Source organism: Microtetraspora malaysiensis (genome assembly GCF_001528665.1).
GTDB classification, from domain to species: Bacteria; Actinomycetota; Actinomycetes; order Streptosporangiales; family Streptosporangiaceae; genus Microtetraspora_A; species Microtetraspora_A malaysiensis.
Window position 1 is genome coordinate 66,089 of the sequence record NZ_BBYJ01000012.1, and the last position, 16,753, is coordinate 82,841.

Consider the following 16,753-nt stretch of genomic DNA (forward strand, 5'->3'; position numbering starts at 1 on the left):
AGCGACTATTCCGCCGCGAGGACCGCCGGAGGCGCATCGTCGATCTCGAAGAACCGAGGATATTCCGTGTGACCCGCCAGCCGGAGCGTACGCGCCAGCCACCGGCGTTGCGCCGTGCGGGTGACGTCGACGGCGTTGTTGTAGAACCGCCGGGAGTAGACCACCTTGGCCACCGCGGCGTCGAGTTCCTCCAGCAGCTCCGGGCCGGTGGGATGCTCGGCCAGCCTCTCCCGGAAGCGGTCCTGGTCCACGACCGCGCGCAACGTCCGGGACAGGTCGCTCTCGGCGTGCTCACGCTCGTCCAGCCCCGCCGTACGGGCCTCGTGGGCGGCGGCCGCGAGCACGAGCGAGGTCGCGGGGTCGAGGATGCGCGACCCGGCGAGCTCCAGGCAGACCGCGGCCCGCCGCAGCAGCGACGCGTCGAGCGCCGCCTGCGCGGTCTCCAGCCGGATGTGCAGCCGGTCGAGCCGACCGGCCCGCCAGGAGATGTAGACGGCGGTGAGCACGACGATCACGCCCACCACGAGGATCAGGACGGTGGTCGTCACGACGCGTCGTCCTCCACCACACCGGCGGTCGCGTCGGTCACGGTCTCGTAGACGCGCGACACGTCGCGGGCGACGGTGGACCAGTCGTACTTGCGCACCGCCTGCCGCGCCTCGTCGGACAGCTTGGCGCGGCGCCCGGGGTCGTCGAGGAGCCGGGCCGCCTCCTTGGCCAGGGCGGCCGGGTCGCCGGTGGCGAACAGCGCGCCGGCCTGCCCGTCCCCGAGCACCCGCCGGAACGCGGGGATGTCGCTGGCCAGGATGGGCGCACCGGCCGACATCGCCTCGGTGAGCACGATGCCGAAGCTCTCGCCGCCGAGGTTGGGCGCGCAGAAGACGTCCACCGAGTGGTAGGCGCGCGCCTTGTCCTCCTCGCTGACCATGCCGAGCAGCCCGACCCGGTCGTGGAGCCGCTCGGGCAGGCGGCCGAGCACGTCCGCCGCGTCGCCGGGGCCGGCGATCAGCAGCCGCACGTCCGGCCGCTCCTCGGCGAGGATCTCGAAGGCCGCCAGCAGGACGGGCAGCCCCTTGCGCGGCTCGTCCATCCGGCCGAGGAAGCCGATGACGCCGCCGTCCGGCCCCCAGCCGGGCAGCGGCTCGGCCTCGGCGTACCGGCTGACGGTGACGCCGTTGGGGATCAGGACGGCGTCGCCGCCGAGGTGCTCGACCAGCGTCTTACGCGCCGCGTCGGAGACCGCGATCCTCGCGGTGATCTTCTCCAGCGCGCTCTGCAGCATCGGCGCGGCCACCGACATGGCGCGGGAGCGCTCGTAGGAGGCGTGGAACGTCCCCACGATCGGGCCGCGCGCCACCCAGCAGGCGAGCAGGCCGAGGGACGGCACGGCGGGCTCGTGGACGTGCAGCACGTCGAACCGGCCCTCGCGGATCCACTTGCGGACCCGGCCGGCCGACAGGAAGCCGAACGCCAGCCGCGCCACCGACCCGTTGTACGGCACCGGCACCGCCCGGCCGGCCGAGACGACGTACGGCTCCAGCGGGGCGTCGTCGCCCGCCGGGGCCATGACGGAGACGAAGTGGCCGTCGGCGATGAGCGCCTCGGCGAGGTCGCGCACGTGGGCCTGGACGCCGCCCGGGACCTCCCAGGTGTACGGGCAGACGATGCCGATCCTCATGACGCGTCCGCGGATCGCGGCTCCAGGTCGTCGAGCCACAGCCGCTGGAGCATGTGCCAGTCCTCCGGATGCTCGGCGATGCCCTTCTCGAACACGGACGCCATCTGCTGGGTCATGACGGCGACCTTGTCCCGGCGGGTGCCCTCCTCGGGGACGGGGATCTCCTCGTGGATCCGCAACCCCCAGTCGGACCCCTCGAACCACAGGGTGGCGGGCAGCAGGGCCGCCCCGGTCTGGAGCGCGAGCAGCGCGGGCCCGGGGGCCATGCGGGTGCGCGCGCCGAAGAAGTCGACCTCGACGCCGGAGGCGGTCAGGTCGCGGTCGGCGGGCAGGCAGACCGCGCGGCCCGCCCGCAGCCGCTGGGCGAGCGTGCCGAACGCCATGCCGCTGCCGCCACCCTTGCCGGTGAGCGGCAGCACCTCCATGCCGAGGCTCTGCCGGTAGGCGAGGAAACGCTCGAACAGCGACTCGGGCTTGAGCCGCTCGGCCACGGTGGTGAAGGGGTGCCCCTTGTGCACCAGCCAGGCGCCGGCGACGTCCCAGTTGCCCATGTGCGGCAGGGCGAGCACCACGCCGCGGCCCCTGGCGAGGTTGTCGAAGATCGCCTGCTCGCCGCTGGCGTGGGTGCCGCCGAGGATCCGCTCGCGACTCATGGAGGGGAGGCGGAACGCCTCGACCCAGTAGCGGAAGTAGGAGCGCAGCCCGGCCCGGCTGAGCTCGCGCACCTCCGTGGAGCCCGCGTCGGCGCCGACGACGCGGGCCAGGTTGGACTCCAGCCGTCGTACGGCCTTGCCCTGCCGGCGCCACATCACATCGGCGACGCTCTGGAAGATCCATCCGGCCAGGCGCTCGGGGAGGCGCCGGACCACCACCCATCCGGCGGCGTAGCTCGCCGCGACGATCCGATCGGCAACGGGCAACCGCCCGTCGGGGCGATTCACCTGACCACCGCCTGTCGGTAGACGTGGACCATTCGCTGGACGACCGTGACCGCGCTCGCCGCCGCGAGCAGCCATAGCCCGGCCGCCAGGATGTACGGCACGCCGAGGCCCGAGAGTCCGGTCGCGACGAGGATGCCGACGAGCCGCTCGCCGCGCTCGGCGATCCCGACGTTCGCCGTCATCCCGAGCCCCTCCGCCCGAGCCTTGGCATATGACACCAATGCTCCCGCGACGAGGCAGAAAAGCGCCACGCCCGCGAGGACGAACTCCGGCTCGTCCTCAAGGATGAAGTAGAGGATGAGCCCGGAGAAGATCGCGGCGTCGCCGAGCCGGTCGAGGGTCGAGTCGAGGAAGGCCCCCCATTTGCTGCCCGTGCCGCCGCTCATCCGGGCGAGCACGCCGTCGAGCAGGTCGGCGAGGACGCAGACCGTGATCGCGACCGTGCCCCAGAAGAGGTGGCCCGTGGGGAAGAGGGTCAGCGCCGCGACGACCACGCCCAGCGTGCCGGCCACGGTGACGACGTCGGGGGAAATCCCGTGGCGGGCGAGGACCCGCCCCAGGGGGGTCAGCACTCGGGTGACGGCGGGGCGCAGGACGTTCAGCATCGCGCTCCGATCGTAGGCCATGGAACGCCTGGTGAGGCGACCAAGCCCATTCCGGAGATAGGTCTTGTGATCTGCGCCACATGGGTAAAAGGTGAAGAACACGCGCCTGGGATTCCCGGCGGGGAGGACGGGCCGCCCGGCCAGGACGACCCGGGGCGAAGGGCTCCGCCGGCGTCCGGGTGGCGCGCGCAGCGACGGCAGAGCGGCCGGCGCCCCGGCCGCTCGTGAATCCGGGAGGCGAAATGGCGGAAAAGGCGAACGGCGGCCCAGCAGGGGCCGCGGGCAGGGCACCCTCGGCCGATCGGCCGGACATGGTGCGCAATGTCGTGCTGGTCGGCCATTCCGGAGCCGGCAAAACCACGCTGATCGAGGCGTTGCTGGCGGCCACAAGCACCGTCCCCCGCCCCGGGCGGGTGGAGGAAGGCACCACGGTCAGCGACTTCGACGAGGTGGAGGTGCGCCAGCAGCGCTCGGTCAACCTCTCCCTCGCCCCGCTCGTACACAACGGCATCAAGATCAATCTTCTCGACACGCCGGGATACGCGGACTTCGTCGGCGACCTGCGCGCCGGGCTCCGGGCGGCCGACGCGGCGCTCTTCGTCGTCTCCGCCGTGGAAGGCGTGGACGGGCTCACCCGGATGCTCTGGGAGGAGTGCGGCCTGGTCGGCATGCCGCGCGCCGTGGTCATCACCAAGATCGACCACCACCGCGCGAACTTCGACGAGGTGCTCGCGAGCTGCCAGGACGCGTTCGGCGACGGCGTGGCCCCGCTGTACCTGCCGGTCGACGGCAGGGGGCTGCTCGGCCTGCTGTCCCAGCGGTTCCTCGACTACTCCGGCGGCGCCCGCACCGAGCGGGAGCCCGACCAGGAGCAGCTCGCCCTGATCGAGCAGTACCGCGGCGACCTGATCGAGGGGATCATCCAGGAGAGCGAGGACGAGTCCCTGATGGACCGCTACCTCGCCGGCGAGTCCATCGACACCAAGATCCTGATCGACGATCTGGAGAAGGCCGTCTCCCGGGGCAGCTTCCACCCGGTGCTCGCGGCCGCCCCGGGAACGGGGATGATCGAGATCCTCGAGGTCGTCACGCAGGGCTTCCCGTCACCGTTGGAGCACCCGCTGCCGGAGATCACCACGATCGACGGCAAGGCCGTGACGGACATCACCTGCGATCCCGACGGCCCACTCGTGGCCGAGGTCGTCAAGACCACGAGCGACCCGTACGTCGGACGGATCAGCCTGGTCCGGGTGTTCTCCGGAACGCTGCGCCCGGACATGCTCGTCCACGTGTCGGGGCACGGCCTCACCGACCGCGGGCACGAGGACCACGACGTGGACGAGCGCCTCGGCGGGCTCGGCTCGCCGCTGGGCAAGACCCAGCGCCCGGTGCCCAAGTGCGTCGCCGGAGACGTCTGCGCGATCGCCAAGCTGTCCCGGGCCGAGACCGGCGACACCCTGTCGGACAAGGACCGGCCGCTGCTGATGAAGGCCTGGGACATGCCCGAGCCGCTGCTGCCGGTGGCGATCCAGGCCCGGTCCAAGGCGGACGAGGACAAGCTGAGCCAGGCGCTGGCCCGCCTGGTGGCCGAGGATCCGACGCTCCGGCTGGAGAACAACGCCGAGACCCGCCAGCTCGTGCTGTGGTGCATGGGAGAGGCGCACGCCGACGTCCTGCTCGACCGGATGTCCCGGCGGTACGGCGTGGAGGTGGAGCGGATCCCGCTCCGGGTGCCGCTCCGCGAGACCTTCGGCGGCCGGGCCCAGGGCCTGGGCCGCAACGTCAAGCAGACCGGCGGCCACGGGCAGTACGCGATCTGCCACATCGAGGTCGAGCCGCTGCCCTCGGGAGGCGGCCTCGAGTTCGTCGACAAGATCGTCGGCGGCGTGGTGCCCCGTCAGTTCATCCCGTCCGTGGAGAAGGGCGTGCGGGCGCAGATGGAGCGCGGCGTGCTGGCCGGATATCCGGTGGTGGACATCCGCGTCACGCTCTACGACGGGAAGGCCCACTCCGTCGACTCCTCGGACATGGCCTTCCAGGTCGCGGGGCAGCTCGCGTTGAAGGAGGCGGCGGCCAAGGTGCCCGCGCTGCTGCTCGAACCCGTGGACGAGGTCTCCGTCCTGGTGTCCGACGAGTTCGTCGGCGCCGTGATGTCGGACCTGTCCGGGCGCCGCGGTCGCGTGCTCGGCAGCGAGCCGGCGGGCGGGGGACGCAGCCTCGTCAAGGCCGAGGTCCCCGAGCTGGAGATCACCCGGTACGCGGTGGACCTGCGCTCGATGTCCCACGGAACGGGGACGTTCCACCGGGAGTTCCTGCGCTACGAGCCGCTCCCGGCCCATCTCGCGGAGAAGGTCGCGTCCGCGGCCGAGCACTGATCCCGTACCCGCGGGCCGGGCGGCGGACCACCGGCGCCCGGCCGCAGGTACGGGGCGGTCCCCGCGTTTTCGCCATCGGGTTTCCTCTTCCGGCCAAACCATCGGTCGGTCGATGACACACTGATGACCCATGGCGAAACGGGAGGGCCGCCGCATGCGGGCGAGTAGTGAGGAAGACGCGCCGGATCGGCCGCGGTCGATACGCGTCCCGCTTCTGGCGAGCCTGGTCATCGCGGCGGCGAGCGCCGGAGCCGCCTACGCGTTCGGCCCCCAGCCCGCCCCGAAGAAGACCACGACGGTGCGGGCGGCCGCGGCGGCGGAGACCTGCACGGCGAGCGGCTCCCATCCCAAGCGGCAGCTGCGCGGGGTGTGGATCGCGACCGTGCACAACACGGACTGGCCGTCCAAGCCCGGCCTCTCCCCCGCCCGGCAGCAGGCCGAGTACGTCAAGATCCTCGACAACGCCGTCCAGCGCCGGCTCAACGCGGTGTTCGTCCAGGTCCGGCCGGAGTCGGACGCGATCTACCGCTCCTCGCTCGAACCCTGGTCGAAGTACCTCACCGGCACCGTCGGCAAGGACCCGGGCTGGGACCCGCTGCCGTTCCTGATCTCCGAGGCGCACAAGCGCGGCCTGGAGTTCCACGCCTGGTTCAACCCGTACCGCGCGGCGGACGGGGCGGCGGCCCCGGCGACGCTGCCGGCCGGGCATCCGGCGCGGCTCCACCCCGACTGGACGGTCAGCCACGAGGGGAAGCTCTACTACAACCCCGGGCTGCCGCAGGTGCGCGCCTGGGTGACCAGGGTCGTCACCGACGTGGTGCGCCGCTACGACGTGGACGGAGTCCACTTCGACGACTACTTCTATCCGTATCCGGGCAACGGCACCCGGTTCGCCGACGCCGCGACGCACGCCAAGTACGGCAAGGGCGTCAAGCTGGCCGACTGGCGCCGCGAGAACGTCAACAAGCTCGTCGCGCAGGTGTCCTCGGCCGTGCACCAGACGAAGGCGTACGTGAAGTTCGGGATCAGCCCGTTCGGCATCTGGCGCAACAAGTCGGACGACCCCAATGGGTCGGCCACCAAGGGCATGTCGGCCTACGACGCGATCTACGCGGACGCGAAGGCGTGGATCAAGGCGGGGTCGGTGGACTACCTCATCCCGCAGCTCTACTGGCCGCGCGGGTTCGCCGCGGCGGACTACGACGCGCTGGTGCCCTGGTGGGCCGAGGCGGTGCGCGGCACCGACGTCGATCTCTACATCGGCCAGGCGCTCTATCGCGTCGGCACCAAGGACACCCCCGCCTGGACGAAACCGGCGGAGATGCCCTCCCACCTCACGGTGAACCGGCGTTACCCCGAGGTGAAGGGCGACGTCTACTTCAGCGCCAAGGGCCTGGCCGCCAACCCGCTGGGCGTGCTGGACCGGCTGGAGAAGAACCAATACACGCGGCCCGCGCTGCTTCCGCTGATCAAGGGCCTGCCGGCCGGCGCCCCGGCCACGCCGGCGAACCTGAAGAGCGCCGCCGGGACGCTGACCTGGAGTCCGGCGGACAGTGCGCGGGCGTACGCCGTCTACCGGGCCGACGGCAAGAACGCCGGCTGCGCGACCGTGGACGCCCGGCACCTGGTGGCGCTCGTCCCGGCCCAGGGCAGCCCGGCGTACGCGGCCAAGGAGGGCGGCGACTACTTCGTCACCGCCCTCGACCGGCTGAACAACGAGAGCGACGCCGCGCGGGTCACGGTCAAGCTCCCCTGATCCGGGCGGCGGCCGTACGAGTGAGGTCGCGCACGCCCCGCTCAGCGAACGTTCGGGTCAGGGGCGGGAGACCGTCGGGTTTCAGGCGGAGGGCCAGGCGTCGGCGAGCAGTTCCCGGGTGTCACGCAGGAGCTGCGGCAGCACCTTGGTCTGCCCCACCACCGGCATGAAGTTCGTGTCGCCGCCCCATCTCGGCACCACGTGCTGGTGCAGGTGGGCGGCGATGCCGGCGCCCGCCACCTGGCCCAGGTTCATGCCCACGTTGAACCCCTGGGCGCCGCTCGCCTTGCGCAGCGCCTGCAGCGACCGCTTGGTGAAGTCGGCCAGCTCGGCGGTCTCCGCCTCGTCCAGGTCGGCGTAGTCGGCGACGTGCCGGTACGGGCACACCATCAGGTGGCCCGAGTTGTACGGATAGAGGTTGAGCACGGCGAAAACGGCGGAGCCCCTGGCCACGATGAGACCGTCCTCGTCGCTCATCGTGGGGATCTCGCAGAACGGGCAGCCATCCCCTGGCCCCGACCCGCTGGGCTTGTTCTCCCCCTTGATGTAAGCCATGCGGTGCGGAGTCCAGAGCCTCCCAAACGCGTCAGGCACTCCCGCTCCCGGCTGCTGCTCCGGCTCGTTCGTCATGCGGGCCAGCATATTGCCGCCCATCGCGGGGGTCGTCTACGGCTCCGGCGACATCCGCAGATACCGGATAAATCACATCAGCTTCCGGCAGAATCACGTCCTGAGCGAGCCCACGGATCTTCCCTTCTCCGAGGAGTGTTCAGATGTCCGATGTCGCCACCATCGAGGAACCGGTCGAGGAGCGGGCCGAGGAGCCCGCCGGCGGTCCGGCCGATCCGGGCGCCCCGCAGGAGATCGCCGATGACACGGCGGGCGACGGCGGGTCCGGCCTGCTGGGAGCGTCCGTCGTCAAGGGCCGCATCAAGGTCGCCGACGAGGTGGTCGAGAAGGTCGCGGCGCTCGCCGCGCTGGAGATCCCCGGCGTGGCCGACCTGGGCGGCGACTTCGAGCGCGCCTTCGAGGCGGTCCGCGATCGCATCGGCGTCGGCTCCAAGCGGGCGACCCAGGGTGTGCGCGCGCAGATCGAGAACCAGCAGGTGGCGGTGGACGTGACCATCGTCATCGTGTACGGGCACGTGGTGATGGACGTGGCCGCCGAGGTCAAGGTCAACGTGGCCAGGTCGGTGAGCCGGATGCTGGGGATGCGGGTCGTCGAGGTCAACGTGACCGTGGACGACGTGCGCCTGCCGGGCGAGGGCCGCAGCGGCCGCGCCGCCGAGGACGACGAGGCGGCCTGACCCCTCCGCCGTCCGGACGTGAAAGCCCCCGCCGCTCCTTTCGGGCGGCGGGGGCTCGCGACGGCCGGCCGGGCGGCGCTCCCGTGGCAGGAAGCGGCGCCCGGCGCTGACTCAGACCTGGATGCGGCGGTCGATCGCGTCGACGATCTCGGCGATCGCCTCGTCGATCGACACCCCGTTCTTCTGCTCGCCGTTGCGGTAGCGGAAGGAGACCGCGCCGCTGGCGATGTCGTCGTCACCCGCGAGCAGCATGAACGGCACCTTGGCCTTCTGCGCGTTGCGGATCTTCTTCTGCATCCGGTCGTCGGCCGTGTCGATCTCGACCCGGACGCCCCGCTCCCGCAGCCGCTTGGCGACATCCTGCAGGTACGGGGCGTGGGCGTCGGCGATCGGGATGCCGACGACCTGGACCGGGGCCAGCCAGGGAGGGAACGCCCCCGCGTAGTGCTCGGTGAGCACGCCCAGGAAACGCTCGACGGAGCCGAACAGCGCCCGGTGGATCATGACCGGGGTCTGCCTGCTGCCGTCCGCCGCCTGGTACTCCAGACCGAACCGCTTGGGCTGGTTCAGGTCGAGCTGGATGGTGGACAGCTGCCAGGTGCGGCCGATCGCGTCCTTGGCCTGCACGGAGATCTTCGGCCCGTAGAAGGCGGCGCCGCCCGGGTCGTCCACCAGTTCCAGCCCCGACTCGGTGGCGACCTGGCGCAGCGCCTCGGTGGCCTCGTCCCACTCGGCGGGGTCGCCGATGAACTTCTCGGAGTCATCCCGGGTGGACAGCTCCAGGTAGAAGTCCGAAAGCCCGAAATCACGCAGCACGCTGAGCACGAACCTCAGCAGCGACTTGATCTCGTCGGCCATCTGCTCCCTGGTGGTGTAGATGTGCGCGTCGTCCTGCGTCATGCCGCGCACCCGGGTCAGCCCGTGCACCACACCCGACTTCTCGTACCGGTAGACCGAGCCGAACTCGCACAGCCGCAGCGGCAGCTCACGGTAGGAACGCCCCCGCGCCCGGAAGATCAGGTTGTGCATGGGGCAGTTCATCGGCTTGACGCGGTACTCGACGCCCTCCAGCTCGAAGGCCGGGAACATGTCGTCGGCGTACCAGGGAAGGTGCCCCGAGGTCTCGAAGAGCGACGACTTGGTGATGTGCGGGGTGTTGACGAACTCGTACCCCGCCTCCGCCTGCCGCCGGCGCATGTAGTCTTCCATCTCCTTGCGGATGATCCCGCCCTTGGGATGGAAGAGCGGAAGGCCGCTGCCCAGCTCCGGCGGGAAGCTGAACAGGTCGAGCTCCGCGCCGAGCTTGCGGTGGTCGCGCTTCTCGGCCTCCGCGAGCAGCTGGAGGTACTCGTCCTGCTTCTCCCGCGACTCCCACGCGGTGCCGTAGATGCGCTGGAGCTGCGGGTTCTTCTCGCTGCCGCGCCAGTAGGCCCCGCCGCTGCGCATCAGCTTGAACGCCGGGATGACCCGGGTGGTCGGCAGGTGCGGACCGCGGCACAGGTCCTTCCAGCACAGGTCGCCCGACTTGGGGTCGACGTTGTCGTAGATGGTGAGCTGGCCGGCGCCCACCTCGACGCTCTCCTCGTCCGCGGCGCCGCCCTTGAGCCCGATCAGCTCCAGCTTGTACGGCTCGGCGGCGAGCTCCTCACGGGCGTCCTCGTCGCTGACCGGGCGCCGCTGGAAGGTCTGCCCCTGCTTGACGATCTCGCGCATCCGCTTCTCGACGCGCTTGAGGTCCTCGGGGGTGAAGGGCTCCTGGACGTCGAAGTCGTAGTAGAAGCCGTTCTCCACCGGCGGGCCGATGCCGAGCTTCGCCTCCGGGAAGATCTCCTGCACGGCCTGGGCCATCACGTGCGCGGTGGAGTGGCGCAGGATGGCGCGGCCGTCGGCGCTGTCGATGGCGACCGGCTCGATCACGTCGCCGTCGGCCACCTCGGCGGCCAGGTCGCGCAGCTCTCCGTTGACCCGGGCGGCGATGACCGACCGGCCGTCGGCGTCGAGCGCCTCCCCGGCCGTCGTGCCCGCCGCCACCACGCGCTCGGCTCCGGCGAGGGTGATGCGTATTTCGAGGGCGGCAGACACGGGTAGCTCCTTGCTCGATTCCCGATGGATGAGAAGGCCGACGGAGCCGCGCAGGAGTGCGACGCGCTCGCGGCACCTCACCTTCCGATGGTTACCTTCCGATGCTACCGGTGCCGTCGGGGCGAATTCGCGCGCTTGTCCCCCATCCCATCGATCACAGTTCGCTTTCGCGTTCGACCGCCACGGGTGTCCCGCCTCCCGGCCGCCGCGTGCGGAGCTCATCGGGGACGTCGTGCCGCCGCCCGATCCGGCCGATCGTCCCTCCCTGCCCGGGTGACGCCCGTCCCCATTCATCCGCCGCGCCGGCAGGGCACGCACCCCGCCCTGACCGGCACCTTCAGCGCGAGACACCGCCCAAGACACGGCACGGCGCTGACCGCGCCGCCGCTCACTCCCGGGGCGGGTCCCCGGCGGCGTGGTCGCGCTCGCGGACCCAGACCGCGATCTGGGCGCGCGAGCTGAACCCGAGCTTGCTCAGGATGTGCTCGATGTGCCCCTCGGCGGTGCGCTGCGCGATCACCAACGTGGCGGCGATCTCCTTGTTGCTCATGCCCTGGGCGACGAGCTGGGCGATCTCCGTCTCCCTCGGGGTCAGCGGCGAGGCGTCGGCGGGCCGTTCCGCCCGTTCCTCCTCCGGGGCCTCCCCCAGGGCGTAGGCGACCCCCTCCTCGTACGTGAGCCTGGCGCCGCGGCGCACCGCGGCGCGATACCCGGTCTCCCCGAGTCCCTGGCGAGCCCGCTCCTCGCTCTCCTCCCGGTACGGCGTCAGGTAGGCGTAGCTCGACAGGGCCGTGCCGAGGGACTCCCAGATCCTCCCCAGCACGCCGCGCAGCCGCCCGGCCCGCTCGTACTGCTGCCGGCCCGCGGCGATCCAGCAGAGCACCTCGATGTTGAGCCCCGCGCCCAGCATGTCGTCGAGGGAGCGGTTGAACCGCAGGCTCTCCTCGGCCAGCTCGGCGGCGCGGGCGTCGTCGCCACGCCGCCAGTGCTCGACCCCGAGCGCCGTCAGCGCGTACGCCCGGTGCCACTGCTCGCCGTACGCGTCGCACAGGGCGACGCACCGCTCCCCCTCGGCGATCGCCGCGTCCGAGTCGCCGACGACCGAGCGGGCGAGGGTGAGCCGGTTGCGGGCGAGCGCCTCGGCCACCGGGTCCCCGATCTCGTGGGCGCGGCGCACCCCCTCCTCGTACAGCGCGATCGCCTCGGCCGGCGCCTCCCGGCACATCGCGATCATGCCGGAGAAGAGGGCGGCGTACGCGAGGACCTGCGCCAGCTCCAGCCGCTCGCCGATGGCGCGCGCCTCCACCAGCATGTCGTCGGCGGCGGCGATCTCGGTCTGGATGATCGCCAGCCACGACGCGCACCACAGGGCCCTGGCCCGGGTCGGGTTCGGCTCGGTCTCCGCCGCCAGGCCCTTCCCCAGCCAGCCGCGGCCCTCACTGAGGTAGTAGCCGGTGGTCCAGTGGTAGAGGAGGTCGGTCGCCATCTCCAGGCCGGTGCGGGTCTCCCCCTGTCCGAAGCAGTGCTCCAGGGCCGTGCGCAGGTTGGCGTGCTCGTGCTGCAGGCGGGTGAACCAGGCGACCTGGTCCGGCCCGAAGAGCAGCCGGTCCGCCTCGGCCGCCAGGCCCCGGTAGTGGTCCCGGTGCCGTCGCCGCAGCGCGTCCTCCTGGCCGGTCTCCTCCAGCCGCTCCCTGCCGTACTGGCGGATGGTGTCCAGGATCCGGTACCGCATCGCCGGGCCGTGCTCGTCGGGGATCAGGATGGACTTGTCGACCAGGCCGATCACCAGGTTGAGGACGTCCTCCCTGGCGATCCCGTCGCCGGAGCAGACCTCCTCGGCCGCCTCCAGGTCGAGGCTCCCGGCGAAGACCGACACGCGGGCCCACAGCAGCCGCTCCTGCTCGGTGCAGAGGCTGTAGCTCCAGTCGATCAGCGCGCGCAGCGTGCGGTGCCGCGGGAGCACGGCGCGCGATCCCGCCGTGAGCAGCCGGAACCGGTCGTCCAGCCGGTCGAGCAGCTGGTCGAGGGAGAGCGCCCGCAGCCGCACCGCGGCCAGTTCGAGCGCGAGCGGTATGCCGTCCAGCGTGCGGCAGATCCGCTCCACCGTCTCGTGGTTGGCCTCGGTGACGGCGAATCCGGGCACCACGGCGGAGGCCCGCTCGGCGAACAGGCGTACGGCGTCGAACTGGGTGAGCGTCTCCAGCGGCAGGACGGCGCCGTCCATGTCGGGCAGCGACATCGCGGGCACGGCCAGCGTCTGCTCCCCGGCGACGCCCAGGGCCTGCCGGCTGGTGGCGAGGATCCGCAGGTCGGCGGTGGCCCGCGCGAGCTTCTCCGCGAGCACGGCGCATTCCTGCAGCAGGTGCTCGCAGTTGTCCAGGACCAGCAGCGCCTGCCGGTCCCTGAGGTGGTCGGCGAGCACGTCCGAGCACGGGCGGGACGACTGGTTGCGGATCTCCAGCGCCTCGGCCACGGTCTGGCACAGCATGCCGGGGTCGTCCAGCGCGGCCAGCTCGACCAGCCAGACACCGTCGGGGAAGGCCCGGCGTACGTCGGCGGCGATCCGGAGCGCGAGCCGGGTCTTGCCGACCCCGCCGGGGCCGGTGAACGTCACGATGCGGGAGTGGGACAGCATCCGCTTGGCCTCGGCCACCTCGTGGCGGCGGCCGACGAAGCTCGTCACCTCGGTGGGCAGCCTGTCGTGTGGACGCTTCGAGGTCTGGGTTGTCATCGCCGCCATCAAACGCCTCAGTTCGCGGACCGCCGGGCACGGAAACGGACTCGACAGAATCCAGGTTATGTCTCGACTGTGACGCAGCTGCGAGTCGGTGACCGGGCGCGGTCCCACCGCCCGGGTCGCCGCGCCGATCGCCGCCCCGGACGTCGCCGTACGGGCGGGCCGCCGATCAGCCGGGCTCGCGGACCACGTCCTCGGCGCGGCGGTCCGGCCGCAGGCCGCGCCAGCTCGGGTGGCGGAGCCGGCCGTCGGCGGTCCACTCCGCGTACCGCACCTCGCCGACGAGGGTGGGGTCGGTCCAGCGGGCGTCGCGGGCGTGCCCGCGTGGCACCTCGTCGGCGAACGGGCTGGTCTCCCGGGTGAGCGGCGCCAGCAGCGCCCCCAGATCGGCGAGCATCGCCTCGGTGAACCCGGTCCCCACGTGTCCGGCGTAGACCAGCCGTCCCTCCTGGTCGTGGACGCCGAGCAGCAGCGAGCCGATGCCCTTGGCGCGCCTGCCCTCGCCGGGCTTCCACCCGCCGATGACCGCCTCCTGGGTGCGGAAGTGCTTGATCTTGATCCAGTCCGCGCTGCGCCGCCCCGGCTGGTACGTCGAGGTGAGCCGCTTGGCGACCACGCCCTCCAGGAGCAGCTCGCGGCTGGTCTCGAAGGCGGTCGCGCCGCCTCCGGGGGAGTACGGCGGCACGTCCCAGCGCTCCCCCGCCGCCACCGTGCGGTCGAGCAGTTCGCGCCGCTCGGCGTACGGCCGGCGGATCGCCGGCCGGCCCCCGGCGTGCAGGATGTCGAAGATGAGGTACGTCACCGGAGTGGCCCGCGCCAGCAGTCTGATCTTGACCGGGTCGCGCTGGTGCATCCGCGGCTGGAGGGCGGCGAAGCTGGGCAGCCCCCGGGGTCCGAACGCGACGATCTCCCCGTCCAGCACGGCCTCGTCCGCGACGGCGCCGGCGAGGGGCCCCAGCTCGGGGTAGGCGACCGTGACGTCCAGCCCGTTGCGCGAGAGCAGCCGCAGCCGCCCGTCCTCGACGTAGCCGAGGGCCCGCACGCCGTCCCACTTCATCTCGAAACCGAACAACGCGTCCTGCGGCTCCGGCGGCAGCTCCCCCAGCCGGGCCGTCATCGGCTCGTATGCCGGAAGGTGCCCCATGTGGGGCTCCTACCCCAGCTCGCGGCCGACCGCCTTCGCCCACGCCGTGATCTGGCCACGGTCGCGGAAGTCCCCGGCCATGGTCCTGGCCATCGCGGACGCGGGGAAGCCGGCGGCGTCCGGCGCCAGCCGCCCTCCGAACGTGGCGTGGCCGAGAGCCTCCAGCCGGACGCACCAGCGGGCGACGTTCGGCGTCGGCGGGATGTCCTCCTCCACGGCCGAGCCGTCCAGCGGGCCGCTGCTGAACAGCCACACCGACAGAGCCCGCAGGGTCGCCGCGTGACGGAGCGCGAACCTCCGGGCGTCCTTGTGCCACCGCCGGGCGTAGAGCGCGCCCCCGAGGATCACCGCGTCGTGTTCCCGTACGTCGCGGGCGTCCGCCGCCGCGACGACGTCGGCCTGGTGGCCCTCCTCGCGCAGCGCCTGGCCGATCCATTCCGCGATCTCGGCCGTGGCCCCCATCTTGGAGCCGTACGCGACCAGTACCCGTGCCATCAAGATCACCTCCGGTGATCAGTCTCCGGACACGCACGGAGAACGGTCAGGGCCGAAGGTCGGTGCGGGGCGCGCCGTTGGTCCCCGGACGGCGCCGGCACGCCGCGGCACCGGTCAGTCGGGCGGGAGGACGGGGCTGAGGTGGAACAACCCGGTCCGCACCTCGCCGCCGCGCTCCCGCGTCCGGCCCTGCTCCTCGTCGCGGGCGGCGCGGCCCGACACCGCCTTCAGCACGTCGCTGACCGTGATCAGGCCGAGCAACCTGCCCGCCGCGGACACGACGGGTACGGCGTCGCAGCCGACGTCGAGCATGACGCAGGTGATCCGCGACAGTGTCTGCCCCGGCCCCACCTTCGGCAGGCGACGCCGGCCGAGGAGGCTGCGCACCTGGCGGCGCGAGTGTTCGTCCGGCCCGCCGCCGCACCAGGTGGCGGCGACGTCCTCCCTGGTCAGGACACCGAGGACGTGGCAGGCGTCGTCCACGACGGGCAGGTGGTGGACGTCGGCGCGGCGCATCAGCTCCCACGCCATCAGCGGCGACTCCTCCGCGGTGACCGTGACCAGCACGCGGGTCATGATCTGCTCCGCGGTCAGGTCCTCCACGCTCATCGCTCCTCCTCTCCCCCGCCCACCACGGCGACGGCGCAGTGAGCCCGGTGCAGGACGCCGTGGCCGACCGACCCCAGCACGGCGGAACCGAACGCGCCGAGGCCCCGGGACCCGACCACGAGCAGGTCGGCCCGGCGCGAGAACTCCGACAGGACCGCGATCGGGTGCCCGCAGATGAAGGACTGCTCCACCTGCACGCCGGGGTGCTTGTCGCGCCACGGCGCGATCCGCCGGCGGGCCGTGTCCGCGCTCTGGTCGAAGACCTCTTCCAGCGCCCGTGTGTAGCCGACCCCGAACGGGGTGAACGCGGGCACCTGCCAGGCGTGGACGACCCGCACCGGGACCCCGCGCAGCTCGGCCTCCTCGAACGCGTACCGCATGGCGGCCTCGGAGTGCTCGGAGCCGTCGAAGCCGACGACGATCTCCCGCCCCGCCTCCTCGTCCGGCCCGCGTACGTCCTTGCCCGGTCCGCGGACGATCACGACGGGGCAGGCGGCGTGACCGGCCAGGCCCAACCCGACGGAGCCGAGCACGAGCCCGGCGAAGCCGCCCATGCCCCGGCTGCCGACCACCATGGCCGTGGCCTTCCGGGACTCGGCCTTCATCTTCTCCACGACCGTTCCGGAGGCCAGTTCCGCGGTGACGGCGAGCCCCGGGACCCGTTCCCTCGCCCGCTGCGCGGCCGCGTTGATCACACCCTCGCAGTGCTCGGAGAGCGACTGGTCGTACCCCTCGACGCCGTGGAAGGGGTACCGGTGCGACCACGGCTCACGGACGTGCACGATCTTCAGCGGCGCGCCCCGGCGTGCCGCGTCGTCGGCGGCCCAGTCCACCGCCGCGGTCGACTGCGGGGAACCGTCTACTCCGACGACGATGGGTGCGATCATGGCGCGTCTCCTTCTAGGGCCGGTGAATTCCATTCCACCACTGGGCTCTCGCCCGCCCAGCGGCCGAACGTCCCATGATTGCGGGACCTCCGGCCCCGCGCCCGACGGGAACAGCCGGCCTCGTCCCGGCCGCCTAC

At 72.2% G+C, this 16,753-nt stretch carries 14 protein-coding genes; 3 read left to right on the forward strand and 11 right to left on the reverse strand.

All coding sequences use genetic code 11. The features are described 5' to 3' along the window. Positions 1–5 precede the first annotated feature (5 nt). From AWQ71_RS16625 to pgsA, 4 genes are read right to left on the reverse strand one after another with little or no spacing between them, the layout of a single operon-like run. Complete coding sequence (locus tag AWQ71_RS16625) at positions 6–548, reverse strand: hypothetical protein (protein WP_067134038.1); 543 nt, start codon at positions 546–548, stop codon at positions 6–8. Beyond that, positions 545–1,678, reverse strand: a complete 1,134-nt coding sequence (locus AWQ71_RS16630) for a glycosyltransferase family 4 protein (RefSeq protein ID WP_067134042.1) — start codon at positions 1,676–1,678, stop codon at positions 545–547. Before AWQ71_RS16630 ends, AWQ71_RS16625 begins: the two co-directional genes overlap by 4 nt. Continuing rightward, positions 1,675–2,619 (reverse strand): phosphatidylinositol mannoside acyltransferase, encoded by a 945-nt coding sequence (locus AWQ71_RS16635; RefSeq protein ID WP_245658326.1) that lies wholly within the window; start codon positions 2,617–2,619, stop codon positions 1,675–1,677. Before AWQ71_RS16635 ends, AWQ71_RS16630 begins: the two co-directional genes overlap by 4 nt. Further along, a complete protein-coding gene (gene pgsA / locus AWQ71_RS16640; protein WP_067134404.1) occupies positions 2,616–3,224 on the reverse strand; it encodes a phosphatidylinositol phosphate synthase in 609 nt (202 codons plus the stop codon). Before pgsA ends, AWQ71_RS16635 begins: the two co-directional genes overlap by 4 nt. Before the next feature lie 242 nt (positions 3,225–3,466). Here pgsA and AWQ71_RS16645 point away from each other — a divergent pair, with 242 nt between their 5' ends. Continuing rightward, positions 3,467–5,599, forward strand: a complete 2,133-nt coding sequence (locus AWQ71_RS16645; RefSeq protein WP_067134047.1) for an elongation factor G-like protein EF-G2 — start codon at positions 3,467–3,469, stop codon at positions 5,597–5,599. 130 nt (positions 5,600–5,729) lie between these two features. Further along, positions 5,730–7,355, forward strand: coding sequence for a glycoside hydrolase family 10-like protein (locus AWQ71_RS16650; RefSeq protein WP_245658327.1), 1,626 nt, complete (start codon positions 5,730–5,732; stop codon positions 7,353–7,355). An 81-nt stretch (positions 7,356–7,436) separates the two neighbouring features. Here the strand turns inward: AWQ71_RS16650 and AWQ71_RS16655 are convergent, their stop codons facing one another. Next, a complete protein-coding gene (locus tag AWQ71_RS16655; protein WP_218001816.1) occupies positions 7,437–7,985 on the reverse strand; it encodes an HIT family protein in 549 nt (182 codons plus the stop codon). A gap of 143 nt (positions 7,986–8,128) precedes the next feature. Here AWQ71_RS16655 and AWQ71_RS16660 point away from each other — a divergent pair, with 143 nt between their 5' ends. Continuing rightward, complete coding sequence (locus AWQ71_RS16660) at positions 8,129–8,662, forward strand: Asp23/Gls24 family envelope stress response protein (RefSeq protein ID WP_084258958.1); 534 nt, start codon at positions 8,129–8,131, stop codon at positions 8,660–8,662. Positions 8,663–8,773: 111 nt separating this feature from the next. Here AWQ71_RS16660 and thrS read toward each other — a convergent pair whose 3' ends face one another. From thrS to AWQ71_RS16690, 6 genes are all read right to left on the reverse strand, one after another. Continuing rightward, a complete protein-coding gene (gene thrS / locus AWQ71_RS16665) occupies positions 8,774–10,744 on the reverse strand; it encodes a threonine--tRNA ligase (protein ID WP_067134052.1) in 1,971 nt (656 codons plus the stop codon). A 388-nt stretch (positions 10,745–11,132) separates the two neighbouring features. Further along, positions 11,133–13,475 carry an ATP-binding protein gene (locus AWQ71_RS16670; RefSeq protein WP_245658328.1) on the reverse strand — a complete coding sequence of 781 codons (2,343 nt, stop codon included), beginning with the start codon at positions 13,473–13,475 and terminating at the stop codon, positions 11,133–11,135. A gap of 175 nt (positions 13,476–13,650) precedes the next feature. Continuing rightward, on the reverse strand, positions 13,651–14,625 hold the full coding sequence (ligD, locus tag AWQ71_RS16675; RefSeq protein ID WP_067134065.1) for a non-homologous end-joining DNA ligase: 975 nt from the start codon (positions 14,623–14,625) through the stop codon (positions 13,651–13,653). A gap of 9 nt (positions 14,626–14,634) precedes the next feature. Further along, on the reverse strand, positions 14,635–15,120 hold the full coding sequence (locus AWQ71_RS16680) for a flavodoxin domain-containing protein (RefSeq protein ID WP_067134410.1): 486 nt from the start codon (positions 15,118–15,120) through the stop codon (positions 14,635–14,637). A 114-nt stretch (positions 15,121–15,234) separates the two neighbouring features. Beyond that, positions 15,235–15,729 (reverse strand): CBS domain-containing protein, encoded by a 495-nt coding sequence (locus AWQ71_RS16685; protein WP_067134067.1) that lies wholly within the window; start codon positions 15,727–15,729, stop codon positions 15,235–15,237. After that, positions 15,726–16,616 (reverse strand): universal stress protein, encoded by an 891-nt coding sequence (locus tag AWQ71_RS16690; protein ID WP_067134069.1) that lies wholly within the window; start codon positions 16,614–16,616, stop codon positions 15,726–15,728. The genes AWQ71_RS16685 and AWQ71_RS16690 overlap by 4 nt, the downstream gene beginning before the upstream one ends. Between the last annotated feature and the right edge of the window lie 137 nt (positions 16,617–16,753).

Coding starts and splice junctions, on each gene's coding strand:
- AWQ71_RS16630 (WP_067134042.1), bottom strand. CDS start 1,678: ATGAGGATCGGCATCGTCTGCCCGTACACCTGGGAGGTCCCGGGCGGC.
- pgsA (WP_067134404.1), bottom strand. CDS start 3,224: ATGCTGAACGTCCTGCGCCCCGCCGTCACCCGAGTGCTGACCCCCCTG.
- AWQ71_RS16645 (WP_067134047.1), top strand. CDS start 3,467: ATGGCGGAAAAGGCGAACGGCGGCCCAGCAGGGGCCGCGGGCAGGGCA.
- AWQ71_RS16650 (WP_245658327.1), top strand. CDS start 5,730: ATGGCGAAACGGGAGGGCCGCCGCATGCGGGCGAGTAGTGAGGAAGAC.
- AWQ71_RS16655 (WP_218001816.1), bottom strand. CDS start 7,985: ATGACGAACGAGCCGGAGCAGCAGCCGGGAGCGGGAGTGCCTGACGCG.
- AWQ71_RS16660 (WP_084258958.1), top strand. CDS start 8,129: ATGTCCGATGTCGCCACCATCGAGGAACCGGTCGAGGAGCGGGCCGAG.
- AWQ71_RS16670 (WP_245658328.1), bottom strand. CDS start 13,475: ATGACAACCCAGACCTCGAAGCGTCCACACGACAGGCTGCCCACCGAG.
- ligD (WP_067134065.1), bottom strand. CDS start 14,625: ATGGGGCACCTTCCGGCATACGAGCCGATGACGGCCCGGCTGGGGGAG.
- AWQ71_RS16680 (WP_067134410.1), bottom strand. CDS start 15,120: ATGGCACGGGTACTGGTCGCGTACGGCTCCAAGATGGGGGCCACGGCC.
- AWQ71_RS16685 (WP_067134067.1), bottom strand. CDS start 15,729: ATGAGCGTGGAGGACCTGACCGCGGAGCAGATCATGACCCGCGTGCTG.
- AWQ71_RS16690 (WP_067134069.1), bottom strand. CDS start 16,616: ATGATCGCACCCATCGTCGTCGGAGTAGACGGTTCCCCGCAGTCGACC.